Raw genomic sequence first — 15,330 nt, 5'->3', positions numbered from 1 at the left:
CTACTTATCCCAGAGCTTTGAGCTCCAACCGAGCTTGGTCCGGCAGGTGCTGTAAAAATCGTAGTTTTCTGGGTGGAGCAGGCGCAGCTTTTGTGGCTTCTTACTGATCGTCACGGTATCACCAGGCGCCAAAGCGATGTTACTTTGGCCATCACAGGCTACGGACGGGTATGTTTCATTATTTTCACTGATCACCAGTTTCAGCTCAGAGTTACCGTCTACCACAATTGGGCGGCTTGATAGTGTATGCGGGAACATTGGAACTAAGACCAACGCGTCCAGTTTAGGGTGCATCAGAGGACCACCGGCTGACAGTGAGTAGGCGGTAGATCCTGTTGGTGTTGCGACGATCAAACCATCTGAACGCTGGGTGTAGACATACTGACCTTCAATCCAGAGTTCAAACTCAATCATTCGAGTCGCTTTACCTGGGTGCAACACACAGTCGTTAAGGGCCGTTGTCTCGGCGATGGGTTCGCCATTGCGCTTCACGGTGACATCCAGCAAGAAACGCTTATCAACTACGTAGTGGCCTTCTAGAACCTGATCGACCATCTCTTCGATCTCTTCAGGTTTAATATCCGTTAGGAAGCCAAGATTACCGCGGTTAACACCCAACACAGGCACATTTGACGACGCCAATGAGCGTGCAGCCCCAAGCAGACTTCCGTCACCACCCACTACGATCACAAGATCAGCCACTTCGCCCATCAGCTTTTGCGGCGAGACCTGCAGACCATGGCCAGGCATTAGCTCTGAAATCTTATCGTCAATGACAATGTTCAAATGACGCTGCTCAAGAAAGCGAATGAGCTGCTTCATGGTATCGATGACTTTTTTACTTCCTAAGCGGCCTATAAGACCAATATTGCGAAATTGATACATACCCTGTGCGTTTCCCTGCGGATATCAATGAATGATTAGACAGCAGTATAAAGCTTGTAGAGGGAGAACGTTAGCCGACCTAGGTGTTAAAAGCCGTTAAAAAGGGAGAGGGCCGACAAACTCATTTGCCAGACGGTTGATACGTTCTTGCTGAGCCCTAAGACCTTGCAAACCTCCGGTATGAACCATCAGTAGACGCTTCCCTGTTAAACGATGCTTGAGATACTGACGATTCAGATAGTGGAATACTCGCAAGGTATAGATTGGGTCTAGCAGTAAATCTAGAGTCTGAGCTCGAACCTGCGTGGCCGCTAGCTCAGCGGTCACCTTGCCATAGCGTTGCTGCAGAGCCACCTCAATAGACCACTGCACGGATTGCTCCGTTTGAAGATGACCTGCTTGTGTCAGCAGCTCACTGACACGTTCATTTAGGTCGGCGAGGCTTCCTAGAGCAGACAACCCAATCAGCTCGACTCCATCAGGCGCTCCAGCGACTAAACCCGCCAAAGTTCCCCCAGATCCCACCGCCACATAGACCTGATCGTAGACGCGATTCTGCAAACAGGCTTGATGCCAGATAGAGGCACAGCCTTCGACGGCGCTATGATTACTTCCCCCTTCCGGTATCCAGTAGGGATTGATTAACTGATATTGATCCGCCAGCGACTGAGTAGGCTTTTCACGATAGGTGTCACGATCGATGAATATCAACTGCATGCCGCAGGCTTTAGCATCCTCAAGTGTTGGTGTGGATTGAGGTTCACCGCGAATAAAACCAACCGACTTAAGCTCTAGATTCTGTGCCGCGTAGGCCAGTGCGTGAATATGGTTGGAGTGAGGACCTCCAAAGCTGGCCACTAGATCACCAAGGTTGAGTTTAGATAGATTAGGGAGCAGTTTGAACCACTTATTGCCCGAAATCAGACGATCAGTTTGATCTAGACGCAATAAATCAAAACTAAAGCCGTTAGGTAGATTTATAGTTTCGATAGAGATTGAAGGTGTCTGCATGAATCAGAACTCGATATGGTGGGCGAAGAGGGGTTCGAACCCCCGACCCTCTGCTTGTAAGGCAGATGCTCTCCCAACTGAGCTATTCGCCCATATCGTAGGCGTGTGCTAATTCGTTGGAGCATTGTCATCGACGATGCGATGAATCGCGACCTTTTCAAGATCGCTCCAACAAAAGCTGCAGAATCAGAGAACTGCGAACTCGTAAATGGCGGAACGGACGGGACTTAGCGACCCTGAACATCCCACATGAGCTGACAGGCAGGTATTCTAACTTGTCAATCTCAAAATGGCGGAACGGACGGGACTCGAACCCGCGACCCCCTGCGTGACAGGCAGGTATTCTAACCAACTGAACTACCGCTCCGTTATGGTGGGCGAAGAGGGGTTCGAACCCCCGACCCTCTGCTTGTAAGGCAGATGCTCTCCCAACTGAGCTATTCGCCCATAACGGTGGTTTGTCTTGCGACGTAATCTTTCAAACCAATTCATGAAAGATGGCGGAACGGACGGGACTCGAACCCGCGACCCCCTGCGTGACAGGCAGGTATTCTAACCAACTGAACTACCGCTCCGTTATGGTGGGCGAAGAGGGGTTCGAACCCCCGACCCTCTGCTTGTAAGGCAGATGCTCTCCCAACTGAGCTATTCGCCCATAACGGTGGCTTGCGCCGTATCTGTAGGAGCATTGTCGAAGACGATGCGAAAATCGCGACCTTTGCAAGATCGCTCCTACAAGAAGTGCAGAATTAGAGGACTGCAATCTCATAAAAAACTAAACTCACGGAACTTAGCGACCCTTGAGTTCTTAAGATCTGACAGGCAGATATTCTAACCTGTAAGTTCTTAAATGGCGGAACGGACGGGACTCGAACCCGCGACCCCCTGCGTGACAGGCAGGTATTCTAACCAACTGAACTACCGCTCCAGCAGTAACTGAGCATTGCTGCTCAAGAACAGGGTGCGAATTTTAATGGCTTTTCGATCAGAGTCAAACCTTTATCCGATATTTTTCTAAAAAATAGCGATTTTTTTTAACCAAACTGAAGGTTGATTATTTGTTAACCTACGCGCTGGATAAATTAGAGAGAAATGACATGTCCGCCGTTACCGCTCAATTGACTCGCCTCTTCGACGAATTCAAAACCGAATGCAAACAACAGGGTAATCCAACACTTCTGGTTGAAGAGGATTGGTTGAGCCCTGCACTGCTGCCAGGCTATGAGGTTGACCAAGAGTCTGAGTGGTTACCCAGCCCTATCAATAACTCGACTCTGGACATGTTTGAGCGACTTTCAGAAGCTCTAGAGATAGAGATTCCCCAATCGATCATTGATTACTACACCAGTTATTGGTCACAACCCATCTTAGCAACCCATACCGAGGGCGAATTAAGTCTCATCTTTGTCTGGAACCCTGAGGATCTGGAGCGCTTAAGAGAGAACCTCATTGGCCATGCTCTGAACAAAAGACGCTTGCGACAAAACATCAGCTTCTTCTTTGCTACTACTGAACCGGATGGCGATCAGATTCTTTCGGTGGAGAGCGAGACAGGTCGTGTGCTTCTAGAGAAGCCAGGACAGAAAAAGTTCAGTGTCATTGCTGAAGATCTAGAGAGCTTTCTCAGCCAGGTGAATTGTATCCATCACCAGTGACCCAACTGATTAGGAGATCGATTAACCAATCGACCTAGCCAAAAGACGACTGATTTGGCACAGATCAACGCCAGATTCGCTACGCCACTGGTTAAATGCTTCTTGAACCAGAAGTAGATCACGTTTAGCCGAGGGACGCTTATCAACAACGCCCTGCGCCTTTAACGCGACCACTACATCATCTGTCAGGACTGGACTGTCGCGACCGACAATTCGAAGTGCATAGGCTCCTGAGTTACCACCCAACTGTGATCCCTCTTTTTTCAGATAGGCCCATAAGCCAACGACGGTGTCCTCGACCGGCCAATCAGCCAAAAACTGACCAAAGCTACCCTGTTTTTGACTGACCTCATGAATCATCAAAGCGTTGATACGAGTTGCTTTAATTTTTCCAAAGTGGCGAATGAGATCCCTGTTCTGCATTAAGGCATCAAGGTGATCATCACTCATCAACGAGACCTTTTCAGGATCGAAACCAAAGAATGCTTTCTCAAAAGCGGGCCACTTACCGTCCACTAACGAGCGCTTGAGCCCTGCACAGAAGATACGCCAGGTCATCGCCGACAATATACGATCGTCCGGTGTTGCCATAAGTTCTGTCCGATTAGCCGCCCGTGGACCCAGCAGCTCGGCATCGCTCCAATCGGGGTAAAAATGCTTAGCCTGTTGCAGAAGGTGTGAAAAAGGTTTCATCAGTGATCCGGTTCAAAGTTAAGAGATGCAGAGTTAACACAGTAGCGAACACCGGTTGGCTGTGGACCATCGGGGAATATATGCCCCAAATGAGATCCACACTGACTGCAGGTGATTTCTGTACGCACCATACCATGTGAATGGTCGGGATGCTGATCCACCCTACCCTCACCCAACTCATCAAAGAAGCTAGGCCAACCACATCCAGAATCATATTTCAGAGAGCTATCAAAGAGTTCAGCATCACAGCATTTACAGCGATAAAGACCTGATCGCTTCTCATCAAAATAGGCCCCAGTGAAAGCGCGCTCTGTCCCTTTCTGGCGACATATGTAGAACTCTTCAGGTGACAATTTATCTCGCCAGTACTCATCGTCTTTTAAATCATCATATTGCATTGTGAAAAACCTCTCTAAGAGCTCGGTAAACTCTATACCCAAACCGAGCAAAGTCGTATAGTTACAACTAACACGGTTTGCTTATCAACACGTTGGTAGTACGACGTATTCTACTCAAATCGATCCCCTTTAAATTAATCTCCCCGTGAGAAGAGCTCTACCGATGTCTCAGATTAGAAAGTCCAACAAACTCAACAATGTATGTTACGACATTCGTGGACCTGTCCTTCAAGAAGCAAAACGCTTGGAAGAGGATGGCCACAAAATTTTAAAACTGAATATCGGTAACCCGGCCCCATGGGGCTTCGATGCCCCTGACGAGATTGTTCAAGACGTAATCTACAACTTGCCAAGCGCGCAGGGTTATTGTGATTCAAAAGGGCTGTTTGCAGCTCGTAAAGCGGTCATGCAGGAGTCACAACGCAAAGGCATCAAAGATGTCACCATTGAAGATATCTACATTGGGAACGGTGTCTCAGAGCTGATCGTGATGGCAATGCAGGGGCTTCTCAACGATAACGACGAGATGTTAATCCCTGCACCAGACTATCCGCTATGGACCGCAGCCGTCAGCCTAGCAGGGGGTACACCGGTTCACTATCAGTGTGACGAGGAGCGCGAGTGGTTCCCAAATATAGAGGATATTCGCAGCAAAATTTCTGAGCACACCCGTGGGATAGTAGTGATCAACCCCAACAACCCAACTGGTGCGCTGTACCCAGAATCGGTCCTTAAAGAGATTATCGAATTAGCGCGTGAACACAATCTGATCATCTTTGCTGACGAGATCTACGATAAAATTCTTTACGACGAAGCGAAACACACCTCGATCGCATCACTGACAGATGATGTGTTGGTCTGTACGTTTAACGGATTATCCAAGACTTACCGTGCGGCGGGCTTCCGTTCAGGTTGGATGTTTATAAGTGGTCCTAAGCACACGGCAACCGACTACATCGAAGGCTTAGAGATGCTGGCGAACATGCGTCTGTGTGCAAACGTACCGGCGCAGAATGCCATTCAAACTGCACTTGGCGGATACCAATCGATCAATGAACTGATTGTTCCTGGTGGTCGCCTATGCGATCAGCGAGATATCGCCTACAAGATGCTAAATGAGATCCCCGGTGTCAGCTGCGTTAAACCCAAAGGGGCAATGTACTGTTTTGTGAAGTTAGATCCCGAGATCCATCCCATCAGCAACGATGAGAAATTCGCACTGGATCTACTTCAGCAGCAAAAGGTGCTAATTGTGCATGGTAGCGGTTTCAACCTTCCGGATACTCAGCACTTTAGGATTGTATTTTTACCGGAACCAAGACTCTTGGAAGATGCCATCTCTAGAATTGGCACCTTCCTGAAAACCTACAAACAGTAACCCGAGCTCTACGGAATGGAGCCATGTCGTATCACTGTCACAATTAGCGACTATAGTGCGACTAACTAACAGGAGTAGTTATGTTTTTAAAGATCAAAAAAGATCGCGGTATTAAGATGAACCACAACGGCATGGATAAGAAGCTGGTTGTGGACATCACATCAAACTTTCTAATCAACATGGCGCACATTGGTGAGATCTCTTTCTACTCACAACATGAACCGCGCCAGCGCGTTGACCTAGCGGGACACTCATTTACTCAACCGGCAGGCACTCTGGTCATTCACTTGCAAATGGCTCACACCTACGCATCGATGACCGGTGATAGTCGTGAAGGGATCAACCGCGTGCGTGAAAAGGTCTACTACAAACTCTATTTCGCACCAGAGAACATCGACTCTTACCAAGAGTTGCGTAACGCTATCGAAGCTCGCGTCGTTAACCTTTAAGAGTTCACCTTTAAGGTTGAATTTAGGTTGCTTCGCCACAATTTGTGTTAATAGATAAATTGTTTGAGGAAGCAACCTAAATGCTCAGAATAATCCTTTTCTTAGCGACCAACCTTGCCATCATTCTGGTGGCCAGCTTGACGCTTAACATCCTTGGCGTTGGTCCATACCTAACATCGAACGGCCTAGACCTTGGCGCTCTACTAGCCTTTTGTGCAGTGTTTGGTTTTGCCGGCTCATTTATCTCTCTGTTTATCTCTAAGTGGATGGCGAAGAGAACAACGGGCACTCAAATTATTGAGCAACCTCGCAATGCCGAGGAGAAATGGCTGGTTGAAACGGTGGCAGAACTGGCTCAAAAAGCCGGTATTGGCATGCCAGAAGTGGGGGTATTCCCATCCAATGCAGCGAATGCCTTTGCGACTGGCTGGAATAAGAACAACGCACTGGTTGCGGTCAGTAGCGGTCTGCTTTCGCGATTCAAAGCCGATGAAGTGAAAGCGGTGCTAGCACACGAGGTAGGTCACGTTGCGAATGGCGACATGGTGACTCTGTCGTTGATTCAAGGGATTATCAATACCTTTGTGATGTTCTTAGCTCGTATCGTCGGTTACGCCGTTGATAGCTTCTTGCGCCGTGGCGATAACTCAGGCGGTGTTGGTATAGGCTTTTACATCGCGACCTTTATCGCTGAGATGGTCTTTGCCGTATTTGCTCATATGATTGTGGCTTGGTTCTCGCGTCGCCGTGAGTTCCGGGCAGATGAAGCGGGTGCAGACCTAGCGAGCAAGCAGGGCATGATTAATGCTTTGCAAAGACTGCAGGCTGAATCGGGTCAAGCGCAAGAGCTATCCGGACAGCTCACGGCCTTTGGCATCAGCAGCATCAAGAAGCAGGGCTTTATGGAGATGTTTGCGAGCCACCCTCCTCTAGCAGCTCGTATTGAGGCTCTGCAAAACCGCCGTTAAATTCCGACTCGGTAGATAACTGCGTCTCGATAACCGGTGTGCACCGCCACCACACCGGTTAGTTTTCGATCCAGCTCTGGGTCACCACTGTCAATAATAAGCGGGCGCCCATTAAGTCCGACGATTTTAGAGCGTGTCGCAACGACATAGAGACCCGGTAGACCTACCTTTTGAATCAGCTGCGGGCTCAACTGTTGATTACCGCGACCAAGAAGATGCCCCTGCCCGCCAATCGGTGTGATGACAATCTTGAAAGGCGCATCCCCCACTAGCTCAAGTAACTGCTGTGCTGAACAATCACTAGCGACAACCTCTCCATCTTTAATAAGATCGGTACCCAACAGCGTATTTTCGAGTCCCAACTCATCCATGATCGCCGCGACGGTTGTGCCGGATCCCATCACATAGAGAAGTTCGGGATCCATCTGCTCAACAAAATCGGCCGCGATATCAGCGACTACAAGCTCTTCAACCTCTTTGCCGCCCTCTTTCACAGACTGCACATACTGATGCTCTGCAGGCACAAGCAGTTCGCCATAATATTTTGCACGAACTCGGCCCTGCCTAAACTCAGACTCATCAATATCGCGAACCTCAGCCTGCTCCATGCGAACCAGACGCCCTTCGATAAGATCAGTAATTAATGACCCTGCTAGCGAAGGGGTCAGGGTATAGACGCCTGAATGAATCTTCACACCCGCCGGAACGCCAAGGACAGGCACCTGTTGCCCAATGGCTTCATAAATATTGCGTGCCGTACCGTCACCACCCGCAAACAGAATGAGATCGACACCCTCGTCAACCATTGCTCTAGCAGCGATCAACGTATCCTCTGCACTGGTCGGCCAGTGCTGCGGTGAACCTAAGACAAGGCACTCTAACTTTAACTCTTTAATTGACTCTTCACCCATGGCACCGCCCCAGGTAAACAGCTCAATTTGATCACTCTTTATGGCCTCAAGGGCGTGACGCATTTTGACCGGAGCAAGCTGCTGAGCACCTCGGCTTAAAGCCTCATCTCTGATCGCTTCACCATCACTCCCTTTCAATGCAACACTGCCACCAATACCGGCATAAGGGTTGACCAATACGCCTAAGCGAAACTTCATACCTGCACCTCATCCACCTTAAACCCTAAAGCTGCAAGCTGAACTTTCATCGCGCCTGTCGTCTGACCGGTCAGCTTCAGCGATGAAAACTCTCGACGCACCGGGTAACTCTTTCTCAATTGATCAAAGGCTTTAGGTTGATTTTCCGCAGGGGTCAAAGAGTCTATAAAACGCTGATGATCCTCCTTTATGGAGTAGACAGATTGAATCACCAGTTGAATCGTTGTCTGTTGAGTTAATTCAAGTTTTGGGGTCGGGTAATCTGTCAAAAGGCCGTCGAAAGACGCAGAAACCTCAAGATCTAAAATCTCACAGTAACGCTCATACAGCATGTAAGTTCCGCGTAACTTACCCTCTAAACTGTAACCCGCTATATGGGGCGTACCGATCAATACACGACCGGCCAATTCACGGTCGACTTTCGGCTCCTCTTCCCACACATCCATCACCAAGGTGACGTCGGTTCTCTGCTTGGCAAACCTTAAGAGTGCTTCACCATCAATGGTGGGCCCCCGTCCAGCATTTAGAAGAAGAGCGCCTGGACTTAACTGCTGCAGAAGCGACTCGCCAATCAAGTGATGGGTAGCATGCTCACCGCTGGTGGTTAACGGCAGATGACAACAGACAACATCCGACTGGGCCATTAACTGCGCGAGAGGGGTATCTATAAAGGTTGGATCCCGAAGAGCTCGAGGGGGATCTGATACAAGGACATGAACTCCTAGCGCAGTTAAACGGCTAACTAACCGAGAGCCAACATTACCAGCACCGACCACCCCGTATGAGAGATTCCGTGGATCTAAGGCTCTCTGTTCGGCATATTCATAAATAGCTGCTAGCGCATAATCCACAACTGAATCGGCGTTACAGCCTGCTGCGTTAGAAAAGGGAATTGCGCGCTCAGTCAAGTAGTGAGAATCCATATGATCCATACCTATGGTCGCCGAACCGACAAATTCTAACTGCTTAGTCTCACTCAATAACCGTGCATTAACTTGGGTAATAGAACGTACGAGAAGCGTATCAGCTTCAGCCAACTGACTGGGTTCTATTGAGCGACCCGCCACACGGCGAACTTCACCGAAGGAGGAGAACAATGTCTCAACGGCCGGCATATTCTCATCTGCAACAATGACTTTTTTGAGCTTTATCATGAACACCCCTTTTGAAGAGCTGTATTATACGGCCTATCGATAAAAGTGCGATCTGAACTGATACCACTGATCCGGTGTAAAAAGCCGTGTAAATAAACGTAAAGTTGGTTCACTGTTAGGCTCGAGCATGAAAACATACGCAAAATAGAGTTAGGAATTTAAGTGACTAATCCACCTAAGCGAATCGTTATCAGTCTGTTCCTGATCAGTTCCATAGTACTTTTAACTTGGGCTTCTCAACTCTTTTTGGGACCGAAACCGGTGTCACATTGTGATATCAACAGCGGCAGATGCGAAGTCGTTAACGATGATATTCGGTACCGCTTTACACTGGGACCGATGCCAGCTCGATCTCTGAACAATATGACTCTGACGGCTGAAACTGATCTACCTGGGATCAATCGAGTTTGGGTCGATCTGCAAGGCGCCGATATGTACATGGGCGTTAACCAGTTTGAAATGGAAAAGAGTGAACACCTTTGGCAGGGACGGACTCAGTTAGCCGTCTGCACCACAGGGACGATGACCTGGCTAGCAAAGGTGATTTTTGAAACGGATTCGAAACAAGAGATTGTTGAATTGAGGTTTGATGCACGATGATGACACGCAACATAAATCTACTGATTATTGTGATGCTGATTTTGGCAGCCGTCATTGTTAGCCTGGTTTACCTAAAACCCAACAACAGTTACCAACCGGTTCAGCTGGGTGGTGAGTTTCAGGGTAAAAGTATTGATGGCGATGTGTCACTGAGTGACTTCAGAGGCAAACTGGTGCTGCTCTATTTTGGCTACACCTCTTGCCCCGATATATGCCCCACTTCTTTAACCAGTATGAAGTTTGCTTTCAATGAACTCGATGATGAGCAACTAAACCAAATTCAACCCATTTTTTACAGCGTCGACCCTGATCGGGATTCACTGGAACAGCTACAGGTCTACTCTCAGTTTTTCTCGCCTCTCATTCTTGGTATGACCGGCAGCCGTCAGCAGATCGACAGCGCGATTAAACTGTACGGGGCTTACTATCGAATGGTCGAGCAGCCTGATTCAGCGATGGGCTACACCGTCGACCACTCTTCTAAAATCTATCTAATCGATCAACAAGGTGAGTTTCTAGGAAGCGTCTCACACAACAATCCCAACCAACTTGTTGAGAAAATCCGTTCCATCTTGCAATAGGAAACTAAGATGAAAAAACTGTTAATCGCGTCACTTTTAACCAGCACCCTTGCCCAGGCCGAGGTCGAGATTTCAGATGCGCGTGTGCGTGCTGTTCCACCGGGCCAGAAAATGACCGGCGCATTCATGGATATCAAAAACAGTGGTGCCGATCTTCAAGTGGTTTCAGCTGAGTCCTCTATCTCTAAAGTGGTCGAGCTGCATACTCATATCAAAGATGGTGAAGTGATGCGTATGCGAAAAATTCCTGCCATTGATCTGCCAGCAAACAGCACCACTCATTTGAAACCAGGCGGCCTACATGTGATGTTTATCGGACTAAAGGAGCCACTCTCCATCGATCAGACAATCGATCTGAAATTAAATTTCAGTGATGGAACTAGCCAAGCATTAGAAGTGCCCGTCAAAATGATTCAAAAGCCTGGTATGAAAAAAGAGATGAAGCACGATATGCAGCATTGATCGATCAGCACATCTTACAGCCACGGGTACGACTGTCGAAGTGGCTGTAGAGTGCTAGACAGGCATCAACCTCTGACTCCAACACTCCCAGCAGTGCCGCTTTATAACCGTCAATATACTCCACCCGATATCCGTCTATCTCTTGAGTCACCCGATAGGATTTGAAACCGACACGATAGACCCCTGAGTAGTGTGGATAATCCATTAGAGATTGCTCTTGGTATGCCACCACTGGCCAACTCTGCTCAATTTTCAGCGCCGGCACTTTTAATGGGTTGTCGTTATGCAACGCAAGAAAGTACTGTAACTGCTCGACATGATCAAATACACCGAGCACCCACACACCTCGATCTGATTGACCCAGTTCCTGCTCACCTTCAGCGTAAAGATACTCTTTTGTCGGCAGCGTCAATCTTAGATAGTTAAAGCGATTAGTAACGCTAGCAAAGAGAGACCAGTCATCGCCTTTGGCCTGTAAAAGCCAATCGGTTGCAGTGATGCTTAACTGGCGCACGAATAACTCTCTAATTGGAACTGATCGACACTCAGAGGCTCCACAGCATAGAGTGTTCTCAGAGCTTCGCTGAGCGCTTTCAAGCGTGGGTTCATTCCATTGTCGAGCAGTTGATGCACCCTGTTAAGAACAGCCTCTTTAAAGCTATCTGAAGCTCCTAACCCTTGAGAGAGGTTATCGGCACTGAAATGAAATTTTCGACCCGCCGATACCGTTAGAATCCACTCATAAGCTTGAGGGGATACCTCCACTCGCTCAAACTCGGCTTGCTCTTCTTCTGTACGGCCATCTGGCTTGTACCAGTAACCGAAATCTTCAAGCAGTCGTCTTTTTGGACCCGCCACACACCAGTGAGCAATCTCGTGCAATGCGCTTGCAAAGAAGCCATGTGCAAAGATAATTCGATGATGAGGATAATCGGAATCGGCAGGCAAGTAGATAGGCTCCCCATCACCGCGAACCAGTTCGGTATTAAGGGATTCCAAAAAGAGAGTATTAAAACACTCAATCAGTTGATCGACTTGAGGATCGAGATCCATATCAGGCTCCAGAAAAAGACCGTTAGATTATAGTCGGGTTAAAGTCTGTAATTAATCTGACAGGCACAAAAAAAGCGCCATATGGCGCTTTTTTCTAAGAATCTTACTCTTATGCTACAACAGTTACGTTGTCAGCTTGAGGACCTTTCTGGCCCTGAGTAACCTCGAAAGTTACCTGCTGGTTTTCAGCTAGTGTACGACGACCAGTACCGTTGATAGCACGGAAGTGAACGAATACGTCTGGACCGTTCTCCTGCTGAATGAAACCAAAACCTTTCTCGTCGTTAAACCATTTAACTGTACCAGTTAGCTGCTCTGACATTTCTTGCCTCTTAATCCTGTCCCATTTAGGAACTTTAGTGCATCCCCGAGGGGAGTTATCTACCAAGTCAATGACTTGGCCTGAGTGCGACCTGTGCCGCGAACTAAATTACAAGCCTATCTTGTAACCCAGTTATTTATTAGCAGGATGAAGTGACAAAACGATGACACAACACTCAAAACTAACAAAATTAGTGCTTAGTTCAGAGTGGAAAAGGAGCAGAAGATCAGATGCGAAGTTTTACTTTCGGTGTTCCAGCCAACCCTAGGGTTAAGCTCTAGTGCAACTTGTTTCTCTGGACGTTTCAAACGCCACAACGTAAACAACTGAGTTAAGTTTAATCCAGTTAGTGCCGAATACAACTATTTTTTATCAATGTTACGCTTTTTGCCGCTTTTTAACGCTAGATGACCCTTTTTTAGCCTTACCACGAGGTGGCAAGCCTGTATGCTGAGTCAATAATCTACCTTTTTTAACACTCTTACTTTGCTTATTAACGTTCTTACGGCGCGGACTCTTATATTGATCACCCTCTGAATTGTTTGAAGGAATCAAATGATTAGGGCCATCGCCTATCAAGTCAGCACGTCCCATCGACTTCAGAGCCTCACGTAACAGCGGCCAATTTTCAGGGTCGTGGTAGCGTAGGAATGCTTTGTGTAAACGACGCTGTTTTTCACCTTTGACCGTCTCAACCCGCTCTGAAGACTTTTTGTAGCTTTGACGTTTCAGAGGGTTACGACCGGTATGGTACATGGCGGTAGCGGTCGCCATCGGTGAAGGGTAAAACGCCTGCACCTGATCCGCTTTAAAGTCATTGCGCTTTAACCAGACAGCGAGATTCATCATATCTTCGTCAGTGGTACCGGGGTGCGCAGCGATGAAGTAAGGAATCAGATACTGATCCTTCCCTGCCTCTTTAGAGAAGCGTTCAAACATCTTCTTAAACGCATCGTAAGTACCAATGCCCGGCTTCATCATATGATCGAGCGGACCTCGTTCAGTATGCTCAGGCGCGATCTTTAGATAACCACCAACATGATGGGTCACCAGCTCTTTCACGTATTCAGGGTCTTCCACAGCCAAATCGTAGCGAAGACCTGACGCAATCATCACCTTCTTCACCCCTTTTGTTTTGCGTGCTTTGCGATAAAGCTCCGTCAATGAGGAGTGATCAGTATTTAAGTTGTGGCATATCTCCGGGTAGACACAAGAGAGCTTACGACAGGACTTTTCGATCTCCGGTGACTTACAGGCAATTCGATACATATTGGCCGTTGGCCCGCCTAAATCTGAGATAACCCCTGTAAAGCCTGGGACTTTATCTCTGATCTCTTCAATCTCATTTAAAATCGATTCGTGAGAGCGATTCTGAATAATGCGCCCTTCGTGTTCTGTAATGGAGCAGAAAGTACAACCGCCAAAACAGCCGCGCATGATGTTCACCGAAAACCGAATCATCTTGTAGGCAGGGATCTCTTGCCCTTTATAGATCGGGTGTGGAACACGTGCGTAGTTAAGCCCGAAAACGAAATCCATCTCTTCAGTGGTCAATGGAATCGGAGGTGGATTCAACCACACCTCTTGATCACCATGCTGTTGGACTAACGCGCGAGCATTACCGGGATTTGTCTCTAAGTGGAGTACTCTGCTCGCATGAGCGTAGAGAACAGGATCTTTAGAGACTTTTTCAAATGGGGGAATGCGAATGACTGTTTTACTGCGATCAAGGTGCACCTTAGGTTCAATATGCAGAACCTGAACTTCATCAGCCTCAGGCTCCTCTTTGGAACCCTTTTCCAACGCACACTGTTCAAGGTCTCGGGTGTTAACATAGGGGTTGATCATTCGATCAATTTTGCCCGGTCTATCGATACGAGTGGAGTCTATCTCCATCCAGCCCTCGGGCGTATCCGTGCGAATAAAAGCGGTGCCTCGGACATCGGTCAAGTCGCCAACCGATTCGCCGGCTGACATTCGCTGAGCCACTTCAACAATGGCACGTTCAGCATTACCGTAGAGCAATATATCCGCCCTGGAGTCGAGCAGTATTGAGCGACGAACTTTGTCTTGCCAGTAGTCATAATGAGCAATACGACGCAGTGACGCTTCGATACCTCCCAATACAATGGGAACCTCTTTATAAGCTTCTCGACAGCGCTGGCTGTAGACAATGCTGGCACGATCAGGTCGGCTACCGGCTTTACCACCCGGCGTATAGGCATCATCAGAACGAATTTTACGATCGGCCGTATAACGGTTGATCATAGAATCCATGTTACCCGCCGCAACACCAAAGAATAAGCGAGGCTTACCCAATACTTTAAAGGCCTCAGCACTCTGCCAATCTGGCTGAGCAATAATACCTACCTTGAAACCCTGCGACTCCAGCAGACGGCCAATGATGGCCATACCAAACGATGGATGATCAACATAGGCATCACCGGTCACGATAATGATGTCACACTGGTCCCAACCCAACTTCTTCATCTCAGCTTTAGACAGCGGCAAAAACGGTGCGTGCGGAGCATCGTTACGCTGAGCAATCGAGGTGATTGTTGGAGTGGCTTGCATGATCAATCCAGAGATCTAATGAGTATGGTGAAATTATA

General features: G+C 48.1%; 17 protein-coding genes and 6 tRNA genes. 7 read left to right on the top strand and 16 right to left on the bottom strand.

Translation table 11 applies throughout. The annotated features are described in order from the left end of the window. The 8 genes from XMD564_RS01405 to XMD564_RS01370 all read right to left on the bottom strand — a co-directional run bounded on the left by XMD564_RS01405 (position 1) and on the right by XMD564_RS01370 (position 2,824). Positions 1-885, bottom strand: coding sequence for an NAD(+) kinase (locus XMD564_RS01405; RefSeq protein ID WP_173480570.1), 885 nt, complete (start codon positions 883-885; stop codon positions 1-3). Positions 886-981: 96 nt separating this feature from the next. Beyond that, on the bottom strand, positions 982-1,896 hold the full coding sequence (locus XMD564_RS01400) for a 1-aminocyclopropane-1-carboxylate deaminase/D-cysteine desulfhydrase (RefSeq protein ID WP_173484649.1): 915 nt from the start codon (positions 1,894-1,896) through the stop codon (positions 982-984). Between the two features lie 16 nt (positions 1,897-1,912). After that, a tRNA-Val gene (locus XMD564_RS01395) sits at positions 1,913-1,988 on the bottom strand. 198 nt (positions 1,989-2,186) lie between these two features. Beyond that, positions 2,187-2,263: transfer RNA gene (locus XMD564_RS01390), tRNA-Asp, on the bottom strand. Between the two features lie 4 nt (positions 2,264-2,267). Further along, positions 2,268-2,343, bottom strand: a tRNA-Val gene (locus XMD564_RS01385). A 51-nt stretch (positions 2,344-2,394) separates the two neighbouring features. Continuing rightward, positions 2,395-2,471 (bottom strand) — tRNA-Asp (locus XMD564_RS01380). Between the two features lie 4 nt (positions 2,472-2,475). Further along, positions 2,476-2,551: transfer RNA gene (locus XMD564_RS01375), tRNA-Val, on the bottom strand. 196 nt (positions 2,552-2,747) lie between these two features. Next, positions 2,748-2,824: transfer RNA gene (locus XMD564_RS01370), tRNA-Asp, on the bottom strand. A 130-nt stretch (positions 2,825-2,954) separates the two neighbouring features. Here XMD564_RS01370 and XMD564_RS01365 point away from each other — a divergent pair. After that, a complete protein-coding gene (locus XMD564_RS01365; RefSeq protein WP_173483295.1) occupies positions 2,955-3,551 on the top strand; it encodes a SecY-interacting protein Syd in 597 nt (198 codons plus the stop codon). A gap of 21 nt (positions 3,552-3,572) precedes the next feature. Here XMD564_RS01365 and XMD564_RS01360 read toward each other — a convergent pair whose 3' ends face one another. Together XMD564_RS01360 and msrB are read right to left on the bottom strand one after the other, a co-directional pair. Continuing rightward, complete coding sequence (locus XMD564_RS01360) at positions 3,573-4,244, bottom strand: DNA-3-methyladenine glycosylase I (protein ID WP_173480567.1); 672 nt, start codon at positions 4,242-4,244, stop codon at positions 3,573-3,575. After that, positions 4,244-4,642: a peptide-methionine (R)-S-oxide reductase MsrB gene (msrB, locus tag XMD564_RS01355; protein WP_173480566.1), complete on the bottom strand. Its 399-nt coding sequence runs from the start codon at positions 4,640-4,642 to the stop codon at positions 4,244-4,246. The genes XMD564_RS01360 and msrB overlap by 1 nt, the downstream gene beginning before the upstream one ends. Before the next feature lie 163 nt (positions 4,643-4,805). On the opposite strand from msrB, the gene XMD564_RS01350 reads away from it, so the two are divergent. The 3 genes from XMD564_RS01350 to htpX all read left to right on the top strand — a co-directional run bounded on the left by XMD564_RS01350 (position 4,806) and on the right by htpX (position 7,437). Next, positions 4,806-6,020: a pyridoxal phosphate-dependent aminotransferase gene (locus tag XMD564_RS01350; protein ID WP_173480565.1), complete on the top strand. Its 1,215-nt coding sequence runs from the start codon at positions 4,806-4,808 to the stop codon at positions 6,018-6,020. Positions 6,021-6,100: 80 nt separating this feature from the next. Next, the gene (locus XMD564_RS01345) at positions 6,101-6,469 is read left to right on the top strand and encodes a hypothetical protein (RefSeq protein ID WP_173480564.1); all 369 of its coding nucleotides are present in this window, start codon (positions 6,101-6,103) and stop codon (positions 6,467-6,469) included. Between the two features lie 80 nt (positions 6,470-6,549). Further along, positions 6,550-7,437, top strand: coding sequence for a protease HtpX (gene htpX, locus XMD564_RS01340; RefSeq protein WP_173480563.1), 888 nt, complete (start codon positions 6,550-6,552; stop codon positions 7,435-7,437). Here htpX and XMD564_RS01335 read toward each other — a convergent pair. Beyond that, entirely contained in the window at positions 7,434-8,546 is a 1,113-nt protein-coding gene (locus XMD564_RS01335) for an ATP-NAD kinase family protein (protein ID WP_173480562.1), read from the bottom strand. The genes htpX and XMD564_RS01335 overlap by 4 nt on opposite strands. Further along, positions 8,543-9,700: a 4-phosphoerythronate dehydrogenase gene (locus tag XMD564_RS01330; protein ID WP_173507668.1), complete on the bottom strand. Its 1,158-nt coding sequence runs from the start codon at positions 9,698-9,700 to the stop codon at positions 8,543-8,545. The genes XMD564_RS01335 and XMD564_RS01330 overlap by 4 nt, the downstream gene beginning before the upstream one ends. Before the next feature lie 162 nt (positions 9,701-9,862). On the opposite strand from XMD564_RS01330, the gene XMD564_RS01325 reads away from it, so the two are divergent. From XMD564_RS01325 to XMD564_RS01315, 3 genes are read left to right on the top strand one after another with little or no spacing between them, the layout of a single operon-like run. Beyond that, positions 9,863-10,300: a hypothetical protein gene (locus tag XMD564_RS01325; protein ID WP_173480560.1), complete on the top strand. Its 438-nt coding sequence runs from the start codon at positions 9,863-9,865 to the stop codon at positions 10,298-10,300. Beyond that, positions 10,297-10,881: an SCO family protein gene (locus tag XMD564_RS01320; RefSeq protein WP_173505663.1), complete on the top strand. Its 585-nt coding sequence runs from the start codon at positions 10,297-10,299 to the stop codon at positions 10,879-10,881. The genes XMD564_RS01325 and XMD564_RS01320 overlap by 4 nt, the downstream gene beginning before the upstream one ends. Positions 10,882-10,890: 9 nt before the next feature. Continuing rightward, the gene (locus tag XMD564_RS01315) at positions 10,891-11,343 is read left to right on the top strand and encodes a copper chaperone PCu(A)C (RefSeq protein ID WP_173480558.1); all 453 of its coding nucleotides are present in this window, start codon (positions 10,891-10,893) and stop codon (positions 11,341-11,343) included. Between the two features lie 4 nt (positions 11,344-11,347). Here XMD564_RS01315 and XMD564_RS01310 read toward each other — a convergent pair whose 3' ends face one another. From XMD564_RS01310 to XMD564_RS01295, 4 genes are all read right to left on the bottom strand, one after another. Then, positions 11,348-11,857, bottom strand: coding sequence for a hypothetical protein (locus XMD564_RS01310; RefSeq protein ID WP_173480557.1), 510 nt, complete (start codon positions 11,855-11,857; stop codon positions 11,348-11,350). Next, positions 11,845-12,396, bottom strand: coding sequence for an elongation factor P hydroxylase (locus XMD564_RS01305; RefSeq protein ID WP_173480556.1), 552 nt, complete (start codon positions 12,394-12,396; stop codon positions 11,845-11,847). The genes XMD564_RS01310 and XMD564_RS01305 overlap by 13 nt, the downstream gene beginning before the upstream one ends. Positions 12,397-12,505: 109 nt before the next feature. Continuing rightward, on the bottom strand, positions 12,506-12,718 hold the full coding sequence (locus XMD564_RS01300; protein WP_173480555.1) for a cold-shock protein: 213 nt from the start codon (positions 12,716-12,718) through the stop codon (positions 12,506-12,508). A gap of 378 nt (positions 12,719-13,096) precedes the next feature. Continuing rightward, a complete protein-coding gene (locus XMD564_RS01295; protein ID WP_173480554.1) occupies positions 13,097-15,292 on the bottom strand; it encodes a YgiQ family radical SAM protein in 2,196 nt (731 codons plus the stop codon). Positions 15,293-15,330: the final 38 nt, after the last annotated feature.

Source organism: Marinobacterium sp. xm-d-564 (genome assembly GCF_013283345.1).
GTDB lineage: Bacteria > Pseudomonadota > Gammaproteobacteria > Pseudomonadales > Balneatricaceae > Marinobacterium_E.
The sequence above is the reverse complement of the archived record's forward strand: the minus strand, read 5'-3'. Positions and strand labels throughout refer to the sequence as shown.